The organism is Parabacteroides sp. ASF519 (assembly GCF_000364265.2).
GTDB lineage: Bacteria > Bacteroidota > Bacteroidia > Bacteroidales > Tannerellaceae > Parabacteroides > Parabacteroides goldsteinii.
This window is the reverse complement of record NZ_AQFV02000006.1, coordinates 1,684,564-1,701,090: the sequence shown is the minus strand read 5'-3', so window position 1 is coordinate 1,701,090 and position 16,527 is coordinate 1,684,564. Positions and strand designations below refer to the sequence as shown.

The 16,527-nt window shown below is 40.5% G+C and carries 12 protein-coding genes and 1 pseudogene; 1 reads left to right on the top strand and 12 read right to left on the bottom strand.

The window, feature by feature from the left end; translation table 11 throughout:
• Positions 1–15 precede the first annotated feature (15 nt).
• From C825_RS06650 to C825_RS06595, 12 genes and pseudogenes are all read right to left on the bottom strand, one after another.
• Complete coding sequence (locus tag C825_RS06650) at positions 16–2,655, bottom strand: glycoside hydrolase family 78 protein (RefSeq protein ID WP_010801916.1); 2,640 nt, start codon at positions 2,653–2,655, stop codon at positions 16–18.
• Positions 2,656–2,811: 156 nt separating this feature from the next.
• A pseudogene (locus tag C825_RS06645) lies at positions 2,812–3,666 on the bottom strand (alpha/beta hydrolase); the annotation flags it as partial.
• 101 nt (positions 3,667–3,767) lie between these two features.
• The gene (locus tag C825_RS06640; protein ID WP_007655054.1) at positions 3,768–5,447 is read right to left on the bottom strand and encodes a hypothetical protein; all 1,680 of its coding nucleotides are present in this window, start codon (positions 5,445–5,447) and stop codon (positions 3,768–3,770) included.
• 123 nt (positions 5,448–5,570) lie between these two features.
• Positions 5,571–7,196, bottom strand: a complete 1,626-nt coding sequence (locus C825_RS06635) for a RagB/SusD family nutrient uptake outer membrane protein (protein ID WP_007655055.1) — start codon at positions 7,194–7,196, stop codon at positions 5,571–5,573.
• A gap of 12 nt (positions 7,197–7,208) precedes the next feature.
• Positions 7,209–10,388, bottom strand: coding sequence for a TonB-dependent receptor (locus C825_RS06630; protein ID WP_228100102.1), 3,180 nt, complete (start codon positions 10,386–10,388; stop codon positions 7,209–7,211).
• Between the two features lie 292 nt (positions 10,389–10,680).
• A complete protein-coding gene (locus C825_RS06625) occupies positions 10,681–11,655 on the bottom strand; it encodes a FecR family protein (RefSeq protein ID WP_010801914.1) in 975 nt (324 codons plus the stop codon).
• A gap of 69 nt (positions 11,656–11,724) precedes the next feature.
• Positions 11,725–12,282, bottom strand: a complete 558-nt coding sequence (locus C825_RS06620) for an RNA polymerase sigma-70 factor (RefSeq protein ID WP_010801913.1) — start codon at positions 12,280–12,282, stop codon at positions 11,725–11,727.
• Positions 12,283–12,388: 106 nt separating this feature from the next.
• A complete protein-coding gene (locus C825_RS06615) occupies positions 12,389–13,168 on the bottom strand; it encodes a LytR/AlgR family response regulator transcription factor (RefSeq protein ID WP_010801912.1) in 780 nt (259 codons plus the stop codon).
• Complete coding sequence (locus C825_RS06610; protein ID WP_007655060.1) at positions 13,161–14,198, bottom strand: sensor histidine kinase; 1,038 nt, start codon at positions 14,196–14,198, stop codon at positions 13,161–13,163. The genes C825_RS06615 and C825_RS06610 overlap by 8 nt, the downstream gene beginning before the upstream one ends.
• Positions 14,199–14,213: 15 nt before the next feature.
• Positions 14,214–14,846 (bottom strand): outer membrane beta-barrel protein, encoded by a 633-nt coding sequence (locus C825_RS06605; RefSeq protein WP_010801911.1) that lies wholly within the window; start codon positions 14,844–14,846, stop codon positions 14,214–14,216.
• A 15-nt stretch (positions 14,847–14,861) separates the two neighbouring features.
• The gene (locus tag C825_RS06600) at positions 14,862–15,509 is read right to left on the bottom strand and encodes a DUF4136 domain-containing protein (protein ID WP_010801910.1); all 648 of its coding nucleotides are present in this window, start codon (positions 15,507–15,509) and stop codon (positions 14,862–14,864) included.
• 69 nt (positions 15,510–15,578) lie between these two features.
• Complete coding sequence (locus C825_RS06595) at positions 15,579–15,740, bottom strand: hypothetical protein (protein WP_007655063.1); 162 nt, start codon at positions 15,738–15,740, stop codon at positions 15,579–15,581.
• A gap of 552 nt (positions 15,741–16,292) precedes the next feature.
• Between C825_RS06595 and C825_RS06590 the strand changes: the two genes are divergently transcribed.
• A complete protein-coding gene (locus C825_RS06590; protein ID WP_010801909.1) occupies positions 16,293–16,499 on the top strand; it encodes an HU family DNA-binding protein in 207 nt (68 codons plus the stop codon).
• The last annotated feature ends 28 nt before the right edge of the window (positions 16,500–16,527 follow it).

Below are 16,527 nucleotides of genomic sequence, written 5' to 3'. Positions count from 1 at the left end.
TTGTATTATTATTGACTATTTTGAGACATTCAAAACAAGACTATGCTTACCAGCTTCCAGCTTGATCACTTTATCGCCTTTTACATAATCAGGTAAATAAAGGGTCGCCGTACTATTTGCCGGAACAACCACTTCATACTTGATCTTTTTCCTGTTCCACTCCCATTTGGAGATGATCTGCCCGTAAGGAGAGTTATGTTGCGCTTCAAAATGCTTCAGTTCTTTTACAAAGTTGGGACGTAACAAGATATGTTTGAAACCAGGTTGTTCCGGATCGGGGAAAATACCTCCCAGCCCTTTATAGAACCAGCCGCCGATCTCTCCGAACATCATATGATTATCCGAAATATCGCGCTCAGCCTTCAAATCCCAGTTTTCCAGCAAAGTCGTTGCACCGTTGACAATCCACCACCCCCATGACGGATAAGTATCTTGCGCAGCTACTTTATAGGCCACTTCAGGATATCCGTTTTCGCTCAGGGCATTCAGAATCGCTTTCGCACCCAGGACACCGACATCCAGATGGAATCCGGCTTCTTCCACTTTCTTTGCCAGGTTTTGTGCCACCTTGGCAATCATCTCTTCAGGAACGATCTTCCATTGCAAGGGAACACTCAGTTCTGTCTGAGAACCCTCTGCATATATTCCAGTTTCCTTGTTCAGATATTTGTCATTTACTGCCTTTTTGATCTTTTCAGCCAGAGCTGTGTAATGTTCGTAATCTGTTTGTTTATTAAACAACCTGGCTGCATTTGCCAGAATCCTGGTATCGACATAGAAATAAACAGACGATGTAAATTCTTTATTTGAACGCGATTTAACCGGAACCCAGTCTCCACGTCCCCACGTTGTCAGATGGTTAGGACTTGTGCGATCCACATAATCGACATAACGCTTGATATTCTCGTAACAATCGGATAAAGGTTTGCTGTCACCATAAAACATATACAGGTTCCAGGGGATAATAGCTATCGTACTCGTCCAGTCCAATCCGTTATCCGTACCATATCCCCAGCCACCTGTAGGGATAATATCAGGAAGTACGCCGTTAGGCTGCTGTTCATCCCGATGGTCTGCCAGCCATTTCTCATATACTGTAATACCGTCAAAATTATACAAGGCAGTTTCTATAGCAAAGTGACCGTCTCCTGTCCAACCGTTCTTTTCACGTTGCGGACAGTCGGTCGGGTAACCCATCAAATTCGAGAGATAAGCATTATTGGTTGCCCACCATAATTTATTGACAAGTTCGCTCGATGTTTTGATTGTACCGACAGGCGGAACATCGCTGTGCATAAAATAAGCAGTCAGACTATTCTGATCCAATTCTATCGGCTTATCGCTGGTTACTTCCACATAACGGAATCCTTTATAATTGAACTTAGCCATAAACTCATCTTCGCCACCGCTCAGGATCAGAATATCCGTCTGGAAAGGATCTTTTTCCTTATCTCCCCTGTAATAAACATCGATATTGGACATATCGATACGCCCATTATCAAAAAGCCGTTCTCCATGCTTAATCCGAACCTCCGTACCTTCCTGTCCGGACAGCTTTATATTGGTCACACCCGACATATTCTGACCGAAATCGAATACATAGGTTTTATCATCTATCTTATTAAGAGATTTCGCCGGAAGAGTCAGTACATTATGGATCGGACGGATCTGTTGTGCCGTCACATTTTGAGAAGGAACACCTCTGAAACCGACTCCATGCCATTTGGAATCATCGAAGTCCGGAGTATTCCAGCCCTTTTGTTCTAGGCGGGCATCATAATGTTCTCCGGTATAAATACTATTGAAGGTCAATGCACCTGAAGATGTTTTCCAACTAAGGTCGGTCGGGATGGTTTCTACAGTTCCGTCGCTGTAAGTGATGCGAAGGTCCATACAGAAAGTCGGACGGTTACGCCAGGGAGCCCGGTCGAAGTCCCAGACAGCTTTCGACTGGTGGTTATACCAGCCATTTCCTAAAAGGACACCGATCGCATTCTGTCCGTTCCGAAGCTGTTCTGTCACGTCATAAGCGACATACAGGTTACGTCTGTCAAAACGGGTGTACATCGGATCCAAGCGATGATTGCCTATTTTCTCACCATTGATATACAATTCATACAGACCGGCAACAGCAATATAGGCACGGGCCGATTTAATCGTTTTGTTGGTTGCAAATTTCTTACGGAAATAAGGGGCTGCCTCATAATTTATATCTTTTCCGTCGCCAATCCAGGCTCCTTGCCAATTCTTTATATCCATCATTCCTGTTTCAAAAGAACTGACCGACGAAGATACTTCTTTATTTTCCAGATCGCCGCCTATCACCTTCCAGTAATATTTAGTAAAAGGTTCGAGTTGTTTACCGGCATAAGTGATCAACATATCTCCGGAGTTTATTTTTCCGGTATCCCATATATCAGCTTTCCCGTTGACAACTTTCATCGAGTCTTTATCCACCAGCACACGATATGAAGTCTGTTTCGCTCCTTTCCTGCTGTCGTCCATCCTCCATGAAAGACGAGGAGCCGGATTATCGATACCTATCGGGGTTTCAAGGTGATCACTCTGTAAGCCGGTCAAACGAACGGACTGCCCGTTAGCGCCGGAATAACTAAAGAAAGTAGTAACAGTAATAAATAATATAAGCTTTTTCATCCGCTTGTTATTTTATAGTAAAATCATTTATATGAATTATCTTAGTCAGAACATTAGCCGTTCCAAAGCTCCATATTCTAAGAGAAATATTGGTTATAAAAATGATTTTTGATGTAATATATTTGATAGTATCTGTAATGATACCCTATTTCTTTAAAAACTCTGAAGCCAGGCTTCCAGATCTTGCAACATTTCCTTATTGTATTTGAAATCTTTCCTGCTGCCCCATCCATGTCCTCCGGAAGGATAGATAAAGAAAGAAGCCGGTACATTATTTTCCTTCAATGCCAGGTAATAAAGTGCACCGTTTTTAGTAGGAACCGCATCATCATCGTCCGAAAAAGCAATGTAAGCTCTCGGGGTATCTTTGGTTACCTGCTTTTCATTGGAATACTGATCTTCCAGTTCCCGGGAAGCATCCTTTCCCAATAGATTATCATGAGAACCGAGATGCGTAAATGATTTGTCCATTGTGATCACAGGATAAAACAGCACCTGAAAAGCCGGTCGCACACTTGATTTTACATGTGTTGCCATAGTGGAAGCCAAATGTCCGCCGGCCGAAGAACCCATGATCCCTATATCAGCCGGATTAATATTCCACTCTTTCGCCTTCTCTTTTACCAGCCGTAGTGCCTCTTCTGCATCAGAAAACGGGACTTCCCGGTTTCCACGCGGCATACGATATTTCAAAACAACCAAAGTAATACCTAATTTATTAAAGAAAGGTGCCCACTCATATCCTTCATGTCCATAAGCCAAACCTCCGTAAGCCCCACCGGGACAAGCAATAACGGCACGTCCGGTCGCTTTCTCCTTCGAGGGTAAAAAAACACGTAACGAAGGTTTGTAATTCTGGATGTTGTCATCAAAAGGTGTCCGATCTATACCATTCGTATTCGGAAGTCCGTTGGTCCATAGATCTACATCAAACTCTTTTTCCGTAAATTGAGCAGCAACAGAATTGCTGAAGACAAGAAATGTCCAAAGAATAAAAACAAATGTTCTCATAATATTAAATTTAGAATCAGTTATATAAGATAGTATGTATCTATCCAAAGAGAAAGACCTGGTCCCTATCTGTAAACCAGGGGCCAGGCTCTTATAAAAAATCAGTTCGCACAATTGATAACCAATCCATTGCCTGACGGAACAAAGCGCAGGACATAGTCTGTATTATTGCCTTTAACGATACTACCCTTTTTACACGTTATAGTATAATCGAATCCTCTGAATTCCGATTGAATAGAAGATTTACCGAAATTCTTGAATGGCAACTGGCCGATCCTTTCCTGAGGAACTTTCAGTTCCAGTGCCCAATCCAATTTTTTTCCGGTAGCTTTACATGAAACATCGATCTTATCTTCATAGAACGTAAAGATAAAAGTATTTCCACTTTTATCTTTGGATTCTACTTTCAATACACTATTCGAGGGTTCACTAACAACCGGGTCTGTCAGAACTACACCCGTTTTATTTCCATTCTTATCCAGTTCCACTACTCTAAGACCCGTTTTATCTTCGGGTGTACTCCAGTAGAACCGGTCGATTACCGGCAATGTATAATAGAAAAATTGTCCGCCTATACCCGGAGTATCCAGATATTCCGATTTCATTTTTTCATCAAATAAGTGAATATCCCTGAAGCAAAAACCATCTTTTTCCCAATACAGGTTAGAACGATAGAAGCGGCTGTTATACCATACAGACTTGTTACCTTCCTTCCGGACATCGACGAGCGTAGTAATAGCAGTAGCCGGAGTTTTAGGGAATTGTTCCTTAAACCAACGACCGGATTCTTCGAGCGTTTCTACTCTGATCTTTCCGGCTTTACTCAATGAGTCGAATATCGGAAATTGAAGTTCCAGTCCTTTGCCCATACCTGCCCATGTAAATGAATTTTCTTGTCCGGCCTGCGCATAATTAAATGCCAGACAGGGTTCATCGACAATAGACTCCATGAAATATTCAATCCATTTTTTATCACCTCCTCCACCTTTATATACAGGTTCAAGAGTGATGACTCCCTGATGATTCGTTCCGATCCCTGCATCGTACTGGTACATCGGATCGCTGCCTAACATACGGAATACAGGTACCGGGATTTGGAATTCGTCTGTCTGGGCCGGCATATATGCATTCAGCTTACTGGGATAATAGGCTTGGTTCCAATACCCTCCCCACAATGTATAGCCATCAGTACCAACCTGATCCTTGCAGTTACAGGAAGCGACAATACCATATTTTTTATACATATACTCCAACGTATGTGAATCAACATACCAAGAACCTACAGACTTAGGATATTTACCATAAATCTCCTTAAATTTCGCCATATAGACATCCACCAGTTTTTCCCTTTCTTCCAGAGTATATCCCGGAGTAAAAGCGATATTGGCTGTCGATACCCATGAATGTTCTCCACGCCATTTCAATCCGGCAGCTTCCACATGAGGCTGGGTAATTTCCCACCATGCACCAAGTTCACATGTAGGATTAAGCTTAGTTTTCATCAATTTCTGATACTCCGGATTGATCAGGGCATCATACTGAAACAGAAAAGTTGCCGGAAAGTTATACTGATTAACCAGGTCGATTTGTTTCTCCACCGTTTCAAACATCAGTGCATCCGAGTTTTCCAGACGATAGTCTGTCTGGCGGATAAAATTGACTATATTGATTATTCGCGGAGCGGTATTTTTCTTCTCCTCTTTTGCCTTACTTGCCTCAACACAACTTGTCGGAAGCAACAATACACTTAAAAGTATGAATATAAAAACTTTTGAGTTCATCTTTTTCTATTTAAATAGCACATAATGACACAAATTAAGGAACAAAAATGATAATAGCATGTTTGTTATTTGACAAATTTGTGTCATTTATGCGCTTTTTTTAATCAATTACTTACACTCGAATTAATTATAATAAGGATTCTGTTCCAAAGTATAATTACTCTTTATAATTTCTGAGCGAGGAATTGGCAACCAATAATGCTGCGGAAGGAAATTACGTTCCAAAACAGTGATTTCAGTATATTTGAAATTACCATTTTCATCCTTTTCAATTTTTATGCCAATAGAATTCTTATTTTCATACTCATCAGCAATTTTCCATCTTCTTAAATCAAAATAGCGTTGGTTCTCAAAACTTAATTCTATTCTGCGCTCATTACGAAGTTTTTCAAGCAATTCCGTTCCGGAAGCTGTTACCGGAGGCATTTCTACTCCTTCACGCGAACGTACTACATTGATGGCTTTACGACATTCTTCTTCATTACCCAAATAGTACTGGGCTTCGGCATAATTCAAATAAAATTCTGCCAGTCTGAAGAAAGTCCATGGAACAGTAGTTGCTTCCGATTCATTAACAACCTGATTTTCATCATGGAATTTATGCAAATAGTAACCAGTCTTCGAACAGTTCCAGCTTCCAATGGCTCCTTGTTCACTATCTTGCCCATTAGGAATAAATGTTTCAACCTCACGTCCTCTGAACATTGCACCATTATGAAGAACCGTTGCATAAAAACGAGGATCACGACCTTCATACGGATTTGCCGGATCATAACCGGAACCAGCTTCTGCCGGTTTCTTACCCGTAGCCTTCATCTCATAATCATCCACTAAATTCTGAATAGGACAGTTACCACCCCAGCCACCGTAACCATTAGGAGAATTAAACAAATTCACTCTGTTAGCATTCGCTTTCGTATAATAACGTCTGAAAATAATTTCGTCATTGTCTTCCAAGAAAAGAGTTCTATAATCCGAAGCCAGGCTATAACCTGGCAGATCGATTACAGCTTTAGCCGCATCACGTGCCAATTCCCATTTTTTCAGATCATTAGAAGTATTTACCAAAGGACTTGCAGCATACAATAACAGTCTTGATTTCAATGCTTTGCAAGCATCTGCAGAGGCACGGCCTTTATTTTCACCTTCCATTTTTGCTGGTAAATGCTCAATAGCCTCATCCAGGTCTTTTAAGATAAAATCTACACATTCCTCATAAGTATTTCGTGTGATAGAATAATCCGTATCTTCCAATGTATACGCTTTCGTAATAATAGGAACACCACCAAAACGCCATATCAGATTAGAATACACAAAAGCACGAATAAATTTCATCTCACCATACAGACGGCTCTTTAATTCTTCCGTAACCTGAGCTTCTTCATACTTTGCAAAGAACGTGTTGATGTTACGCAAATACTCATAAGCTGTATTCCAGTAATTAAAGTTGGAAAATCGACCGGAGTCAAAGTTTTCAACATTATCCGGGTTCATTTCTCCCCTTGCTACAATATTAGAACTACCATCTCCATGACGAGTATATGATTCATCTGTAGCCGAGGAAGACATTGCTTCATCAAAACCGTTCGGATAAGCATTGTAACAAGCTGTCACATAAGCAGTGAGCAAAGCATCATCATTAAAAACAGCATCCTCTGTAAGTGAATCCAACGGTTTTTTATCCAAAAAATCGCTACAAGAACTAAAGCTTAACAGTGCGGAAACTGCCAAATATATTATCTTTTTCATCTTTTTCCCTTTTTAAAAAGTTAAGTTACATCCTATATTAAAGATTCTCATTTGAGGATAATAGCTGCCTTCTCCGCTTCCTTCCGGATCCACATATTTTATATGATCCAGAGCAAACAGGTTCTGTCCGCTCAAATAAACTCTACAGTTTGATATACGTAGTTTATTAAACCACAAATTAGGCAAGGTGTATCCTATTTCCAGGTTTTTCAAACGTACGAAAGAAGCATTTTGTGTCCAGAAACTACACGGATTTTCGACTCCATAGTTGATAGTACCACCGGCACGGGGCATTGTTCCATCGATATTATCTTCTGTCCAACGATCTTCAGCTCTCCATTTATAGAAATTCGACGTTGCATCCATACGACTAATTACATCTTTTACAGCACGAGCTTGTCCCTGAAACAGTACACTAATATCAAAGTTTTTCCAATCAGCCGACAAGTTCAAGCCAAAGATAATCTCCGGGAAACCGGTCAAATTCTGACGAACACGGTCCAGTGAGGTTATTTTACCATCGCCATCAACATCTTCAAAAATCAAGTCACCAGGACGGGCCGCATCCAAATGAGGATAACTATCCAATGCTGCCTGATCTCTGAAAATTCCTATAGCACGATATTGCAGACCAGCTCCCATCGGACCACCTGTTTCATTCATATACTCATGTCCTTCACCCCATGGAGTTTCATCCATGAACAAAACTTTATTTCTGGCAAACATAAAGTTCCCACTTGCACGGAAGTTCACTTCACCGATCTTATTGAAATGGCTCAACTGTATTTCCATACCCTGGTTTTGAACCCGTCCGATATTTTCATTCGGCAAATCGATCAAACCTGTATACTTAGGAATAGAAGCATTGCGCTTTGCCAGAATATTAGAACGTTTTGTTTTGAAATATTCAACTTCAAAACCTAAAAGTCCATTCCAGAATGTTCCTTCAGTACCGATGTTCCAGGTATCGGCAACTTCCCATGTTACATTATTATTAGGGAAACCTTTCTGATATAAACCAACCATATCAGTTCCGCCAAACACGTAATTACGACCCAGATTATATTTAAGCAAATACTGGAAAGGATCGATATTATCGTTACCTTGCTTACCGAATGATCCGCGTATCTTCAAATTATTGATCCAGTCGATATTATCTTTGATAAAGCTCTCTTCCGACATTCTCCAACCGGCAGACACACCCGGGAAAAAGCCCCAACGCTGTCCTGCCTGGAAAATATATGAACCATCATAACGGAAATTAAACTGAGCCATATACTTACCTGCAAAATCATAAGCGACACGTCCGAAATAACTGCGACGTGCACTTTCTGAAGCATCACCGGAGTTATCATAATAATCTTTGTTGGATGTACCGGCAAACAACTGGTCGATAGCTGTAGACATAAAACTTCCACGAGATGCCCAGAAATTATCCTTTCTATAGCTGTTTTGTTCAAAACCGAGGATAGCATCTATCCCGTGACTGCCAAATGTTTTCTTATACTTCAATTTGGCATTCAATGTCAGCGACCAATCAGCTAAATGCTCTTGTCTCAATGAGGTCTGCTGAACAAGTGTGTTCATGTGTTCCGTATAAGTATCGGTAGCCTCATCCCATGTATAAAAAGACCAGGGGGTCTGCCATTTTTTATGGTCTTTTCCTATACGGTCATAAGCCATATAAGCATCTGCTGCTAAACCATCCAACAACCACGATAAATTCCAGTCTGCAGTAATAGTTCCATTAAATACTGCCTTCTTATCATATTCATAACCAGTTTTATCTGTAGCCATCACGATTGGGTTACTATCCAAACCATTTGTCGGTAACCCATTCGGATACTGAGCTAAAACAGTAGGATAAGATCTGGTTATACGCCAGAATATATCACCGGCACTCATGCTGGGGAAATTTGCATCTTCTAAACGAGACGAGATATCCACCGAGACTTTCAGGTCTTTAGTAATTTTAGCATCGATATTTGAACGTATATCATACTGTTCATACTTTGTCGATCCATTTTTAAAGATACCATCCTGACTGGAATAACCACCACCTACATAATAACTAACAGCATCCGTACCTCCGGAAACAGATACATTATGTCTCTGTTGAAAAGCGGCTTTCTTTAGTACCTCATCTGCCCAGTTTGTATTCGGATAATGTATCGGATCCGATCCGTTCCTGAATAATTCTATTTCATCAGCGGTATACCGGGGAACACGTCCGTCATATGATTCCAACTCGTTCGTCACTTCAGCAAAAGTAGCAGCATCTGCCAGATCCGGCACACGTGTCGGTTGCTGTAAACCTACATTGAAAGAATAACTAATGGACGGTTTTCCTGTTTTACCTCTCTTGGTTGTTACCAGAATAACACCATTGGCAGAACGCGAACCATAGATAGCAGCAGAAGCATCTTTCAAAACTGTAATACTCTCAATATCATTTGGATTAAGTCTGTCCAAAGAACCACGACCGGCAATACCGTCGATCAGGATCAACGGATCATTATTTCCGGTTGTACTCTTACCACGAATATTGATCGTTACCCCGTCAGCACCCGGTTCACCACTACCGTTAGTCACAATAAGGCCCGGCAAACGACCGGCCAAAGCCTGTCCTAAGTTCTGAGTCGGACTCTTGATAATATCATCCCCCTTTGCAGTTGCGATAGATCCTGTTACGACACCTTTCTTCTGTGTACCGTAACCCACAACTACAATTTCTTCCAAAGCCTGAGAATCTTCTTTCAATACGACCGCGAAAGTTTTCTTATTTCCGACTTTTATATCCTGAGTTATATACCCTATATATGAAACCTGAATTTTAGAACCGGCTGATACTGACAATGAAAATTTACCATCAATATCAGTCATAATTCCGTTAGTTGTACCTTCTTCAATTACATTGGCACCAATAATCGGATCGCCCAACTCATCAGTAACCGTACCGGTTATAGTCTGATTTTTCACCTGCTGAGCAGTCTTAGGTGTAATTAAGATATGGCTTCCCTGAATTGAATATGAACAACTGGCGTCTTTCAATATAGCATTTAAAACTTCATTCAACTGCGTATTATTATATGCCTTTTTAATACGTTCATTCGCATTTATTAATTGGTCATTATAGTCTACTGAAAGATTTGTTTGCTTTTCTATCTCAACAAAAGCCTCTTTTAAGGTCATTTGTTTCGAGAGTGTAATTAATTGATTTTGAGCTTTTACTATAAAAGAACAGCACAAGAATAATGCAATGTAAATAGATTTATAAAAAGTATTTACCACACATCTTCGTGATTTGTTATATATTTTCATAACTTTGTATATTTAAGAATTAAATTGAATACTATCTTTTTGATTTAAGGGCATATATAACGCCCCAAAAATCGGGATGATTTTCGATTTCAGTCCGGGAAGAAGTGATTGGCCGTCAGCTTCCCGGATACCTTTTTTTCATGATATTGTTGTTTTTTAGTTGTTACTGAATATATACATCATTGTCTACAATTTTATATTTAAAGTTAACTCCAATTCTTTTTAAAACATCCAATGCCTCTTCCAGGGATTCCCGGGCATGGAAGCGAACAGTAAATGTCATGCTTGCATATTTGGTATCATTGTAATTGATCTTTACCTTATATTGTCTTTCCAACGCACGGAAAATATTCGCTAACGTTTCCTGCTGGAAAATCAGATACCCTTTCGTCCAGGAGTTTAACCGGGAAGCATCCACATAGCTTTTAAGAAAAGAAGCATCTGCATGGTTATAGGTCAGTTGTTCGTTTGGGTGCAGAATGACAGAACCCGATGAACCTATTTTATCGTCAACCCTGACACAGCCTGATTCCAGGATAGTTGTGGTTTCACTTTCCTCCGGATAAGAATGCACATCAAAGACTGTTCCTAAAGCTTCGACATTCAAATAATTCGTTTTTACGATAAAAGGCCTTTCCTTATCTTTAGTGACTGTAAAATGCCCCTCTCCACTCAGGAACAACGTTCGTGTTTTTCCGAATTTTTCGGGATAGATTAAAACTGAATTTGCATTTAACCATACAATAGAACCATCCGGTAAAATAACCTGCTTTCTTTCCCCATTCGGAACAAAGCATTCTACCATATGCATATCAGATGATATGCCGGCATATTTATAATACCATGTAGTAGTGACAATCCCCAATAAGGGCAATACAATAATTGCAGCAATAACAGCCAATCGCCGGTAGAAAGAGTTCTTTTCAGGATGAATACGCTTGTTCACCTTTTTCAACTCTGCGTAAGATGTAAAATCTATCGTCTCCGGTAATGAGTTCCATATATCTTCTAATACCTCTTCCTTCTCATCGGCCTGTTCTTCCCGGATAAACCAGGTGGCAAACCGATTACGTACCTCTTTGGGAAAATCATTTCCAAAGAAGCGGGAAAACAAAGTATGTAGATGTCGTTTCTCCATTCTATTTTTAGTCTTATATAATTAAGACAAACAGAAAAAGAAACACACACAGTCTAAAAGTGATTTTTTTTAAATAAAAAAAGGTAATACTATTTTCAGGACTTTCCGCAAGTCTGCAAGGGCTTGAGTTATATGGTTTTCAACAGTTCTTTTGTTTATATTCAGTTTAAGGGAGATTTCTTCGTTCGAAAGGCCTTCTTTCCGGCTCATTTTAAAAATCTGTTTTCGCTGGGGAGGCATATTCTCTACAGCGATGTCCAGTAAAAGTCCCAGTTCTTCCGCTAAAATACGTTCTTCCATCAAATCATCTACCCAAACGGATTGTTGGTAATATCTCTCCAGGTGGTTCTCATGAATTGCATTTAGTTTGTAATAATTGTAAAGCTCATTACGGGCCATTCTAAACAAATAGGCTTTGAAAGAATCAGCCGATGCAGCCGATTTCCGATGGGTCCAGACCTTAATGAAAACCTCCTGGGCCAGATCCAACACCTCATCTTCCTCTTTGATAAACCCGAAAAGAAATCGTTTTACCAAAGAATGATAAGACATAAAAAGCATATTGAATGCCTCGTGGTCTCCTTCTCCCAATGCTTCAAGATATTTTACCTCTAACTCCTTCTCCATTCTTTCAATTGCTTACAATATTACTCCTGCAATTATTGCATCAAAAGTATATTATATTCGCTGAAAAAACAAATCAGTCAATTATTTAGAGCTAAAACAGATTCTTTCAATAGTTCAGCCACAGCTTGAAAGCACTGATCTTTTCACGGCTGACGATAATCTTATCTTTAAAAGGAGGAATAACTTTCACGACAACTTTTCCCAGGAAATAAGATTCTATCTTTTGGATGGCCTGTACACTAACTATCGTTTGCCGGTTTGTCCGGAAGAAGCGATCCGGGTCCAGCTGCTCGCACAACTTATCCAGAGACAAGTCTATAATATGTTCTTTATTCTGATTAGTTACGGCAAAGGTTATTTTATTTTCAGAATAGAAATAAGCAATATCATCCACCTGCAACGTAAACAATTTGTCCTCCCCCGAAATAAGGAAACGGGTTCTGTATTTCTTTGCCGGATTGGTTATATTCTGAAGTATCTCCAGGATATCTCCTTGCTTATTAAACTCTTTATAGAACCTGGAAGTAAGCTTTTCGTATTTCTCCAAAGCTTCGCCCAGCCGTTCCTTATCGATCGGTTTCAACAGGTAATCGATACTGTTCGCTTTAAAAGCACGGATCGCATATTCGTCGTAAGCCGTAGTAAATACGATCATGCTTTCCGGATTCGCCTGTTCGATAAAAGAAAAAGAAACGCCATCGGTCAGCTGGATATCCAGAAAGAGGATATCGGGATGGGGATTATCCTGATACCACTTTACGGCACCTTCCACATTACCCGGCAAGACCAGGATCTCCCATTCAGGGCGCAACTCCGTCAACATTTTGTTCAGCAAACGTGCCGCCGGGATTTCATCTTCTATGATGGCAGCTTTTATCTTATTCATTTAATAATGGGATTTTAACGGTAAAACATTTAGAATCATTCTCTATCGATATATCCTGATCGCTAACCAGTTTACAACGGGTAGATAAATTCTTCAGTCCGGTACCCGACTTGACTACATTCTGCTTGAGCCTTATTTCATTGCTTACCACTAATTTCTTTTTATCATCCGAAGTACTCAGATAAATCGTCATCGGGTTATCCGAATTGATTGTATTGTGTTTAATCACATTTTCAGTCAGTAGCTGCAATGTGAAAGATGGTATTTTCTTTTCCAGCAAGGAAGAGTCGATCCGGTTATCCACATGGATACAATCCCCCAGCCTCACCTGATGAAGGAAGATAAAAGATTTCAGGAAAGTCAGTTCCGAACGCAAAGTGACCTGCCCCTCCTGCTGGCTTTGCAAAATATAACGGTAAACGTCCGACAGACGCTGGGTGAACACAACCGCATTCTTTGGATTATATTCTATTTCCGAAATCAGCGTATTCAGGTTATTAAAAAGAAAATGGGGATTCAACTGATTCTGCAAAGCGATATACTGTGACTTTATCGCACTCTCTTCCAGCTTATTCGCTTTTTCATGGAGAACGATCAACTGCCTGTAGAAGTTAGCTACCATCGTAAGACAAACAATCACCATCTCAACCAGCCATACCACAAACATCATCCGGAAGCCGGCTCCCTTCAACACAAACGGCGAAGGTATCTCCAACAATACTTTTACGACAGAAGACAGCAGATAGTTTATCAAAAACAAAAGTCCCGCCATCAACAGGCAATTGATCAGTAACTGATTATTCCTTTTCATCAGGACCTGATAGCTTTTCCGCTGCCATTCACTGATAAGGATAATACTGAACCCAATCACATTAAAAACAAATACAACCAACAGGAAAGCCCAGAAAGAAATCAACACGTTCTGATGCTGCGGTGAAAGGTCCGAATAAAGCACCAGAAACAAATGTGAGAAACAGGCTAATCCCGAGAACAGGAAAAAGTTGAAAAAATGGTTGTATTTGTTTTGCATTATTTGTTGGATTGATTAGAAGCATAAACCGACACGGAACCCCAGATTGTTCTGCCCGTTCATCGAATAGGTCAGCAAATCTGTCTGGTTGGTGGCATAGCTGTAATACAGAGCCACATGGAAGCCAAAACGCTTATCCGGTACGGGATAAATATTCATTCCGACCTCCGGAGAAACATAGAAGCCCCAGGGATTTGAATAATAACGGACAGTCGTCATGTAACTGGAGTTCTCCGCATACATCGCTCCCAATTTCACTCCGACATACGGCTTCAGATAATCATTATGTCCGAGACGGTAGGAAGTGGAAAGACCGAAAGGAAGCTGGAAAGCCGACAATTGCTGGTCGGTAGTCAGCGATTGGGTCGGCGACAATTGCAATGTCTGGCGGTCCACATATTTATGATTGGTATGGAAACTCAGGAATGCTCCCAACGACCAGCGCGGAGTCACATAATAACCGGCTTCGAAATTCATCCCCCAGCCACTGATCTTATCCGCAAAATCAGTACTGATAGGTGCGTTCATCTGCCAGTCCACATTAAAATGAAGGTTATCTTCCACCTGTGCCTGTCCTTTCAAACAGAAAACGGACAGTATCATCAACAATATGAATTGTTTCTTAAAAATGTATCTTATCGTTTTCATAATCTTCCGGATTTATTATTTATCAGTATACAGTATATTAAGGTAAGGAGATTGTTCAAAGGCCTGCTCCACAGCACGAAGTGTCAGCTGCATGTCGATACGCGAATTGTTATAGACCAACCCCGAAGCATAAGCATGCCAGATAACCGGCAGATCGACTTTCTTGTTCTGATTGGCAGATTTAGCTGTCAGGTCAACCATTTCCGCAACAAACGTCCCGGTGTCATAACTGTAGGAAACCGGATAAGGATAATACCAGTCATTCCAGAACGGGCCCCAGAAACCGGCACCCCACCAACCATAGCCGTAACCGTAACCCGGAGTTATGATCTGCGTAGTCTGCTGTGCATAGGACAGTTGTAAGCCGATATCGGCTTTTTCTTTGTCATCCACACGGGTATATCCCCGGTCGTCCATCTCGGCAACCACCTCGCTAATGATCTTTTGAGCATTCTCGTCTTTCCAGTATTGGGCTTTCATACCGCCACCGGCGACCAGAATACTGTCAGGAAGATAATAAGAACTGAATTTGTTAAACTGAATGCCGTTATCATAATTCGTATAAACAGCATAATCGCTGTCGAGCTTATTCAGATCGGGATCTTTTTCGCAAGAAGAGAATAAAGCCGTAACAGCCAAAGCAAATAAAAATAACTTCTTCATACGTCTTTAAATTTTAAGTAACAGAATTAATTCAATACACACAACGAATGTCAGCAAAAGACATCCGGCTTATTCATCGATCGTTCGTCCGCACTCATCAAAAGGAAATCTATCCGGCATCTCCGGAGCCACTTTTTCTCCTTCCGGAACCGGTTCATGTGTTATTTGATCCAAACGATAATCTGCACACGTAAACGATGCCAACAAAGCTAATAAAAAAGTATTTCCCATCTCTCTATAATTTTAATCATCTTACATTAATTCTGAAACAAACTTATTATATATAGGTATAAGAGGCCGGGATTATTTTACTGAACTGTAATCTGTATTTACTGAACTGTATTTTTTTGTTACTGAAATGAAACCGTTATTCCTGCCCGGGGTAACCGCATCAGGGTAATTACAAACTAACCCGCGGACACCGGAAACTAATCGGTTCCTCCCTACTAATTAATTGAAAAGTCAGGACTCCTTATTGCCAGGGTGTACAGGGTAGCCGGACAAGGTGTACAGGATAAATAACCAGGGTGTACAGTGTATCTGATTATCCTGTACAGGGTAATTATACTAAATAAGGTGTTAACAATTAGTTTGTTATAACCTTTGGTTTAATTTGTGCCTAAGATAACGGTAGTTAAAAGCAAGATGTATAATAATGTAAACCGGTCTGGTCGACGATAAGAAGGATTCCGTATACTGGAAAAGCACTTCCGTCTACAAATTAAAAAGCACTTCCCATTGCAGGCTACCTTCGTGGCATAATCATAAAAACAAAAAAAAGAGATGAACAAGAGAGAAGTTATTTCAGCAGTAGCAGAGAGGTCAGGAGTCAACCCGGAGGATTGCGCCAGGGTATTAGACTCGTTTGAAGAAGTTTTCACGGAAGAGATAACCGGGAGCAAATGGAAAAATGCCGTCTTTGAACAGATATACGGCCTGCTGAGTCTTATCAAAGAAAAGAAAAACAATAAACAAAGCAACCTTTCATAGTAAGTAACAAACCTATCAGACAACTAAT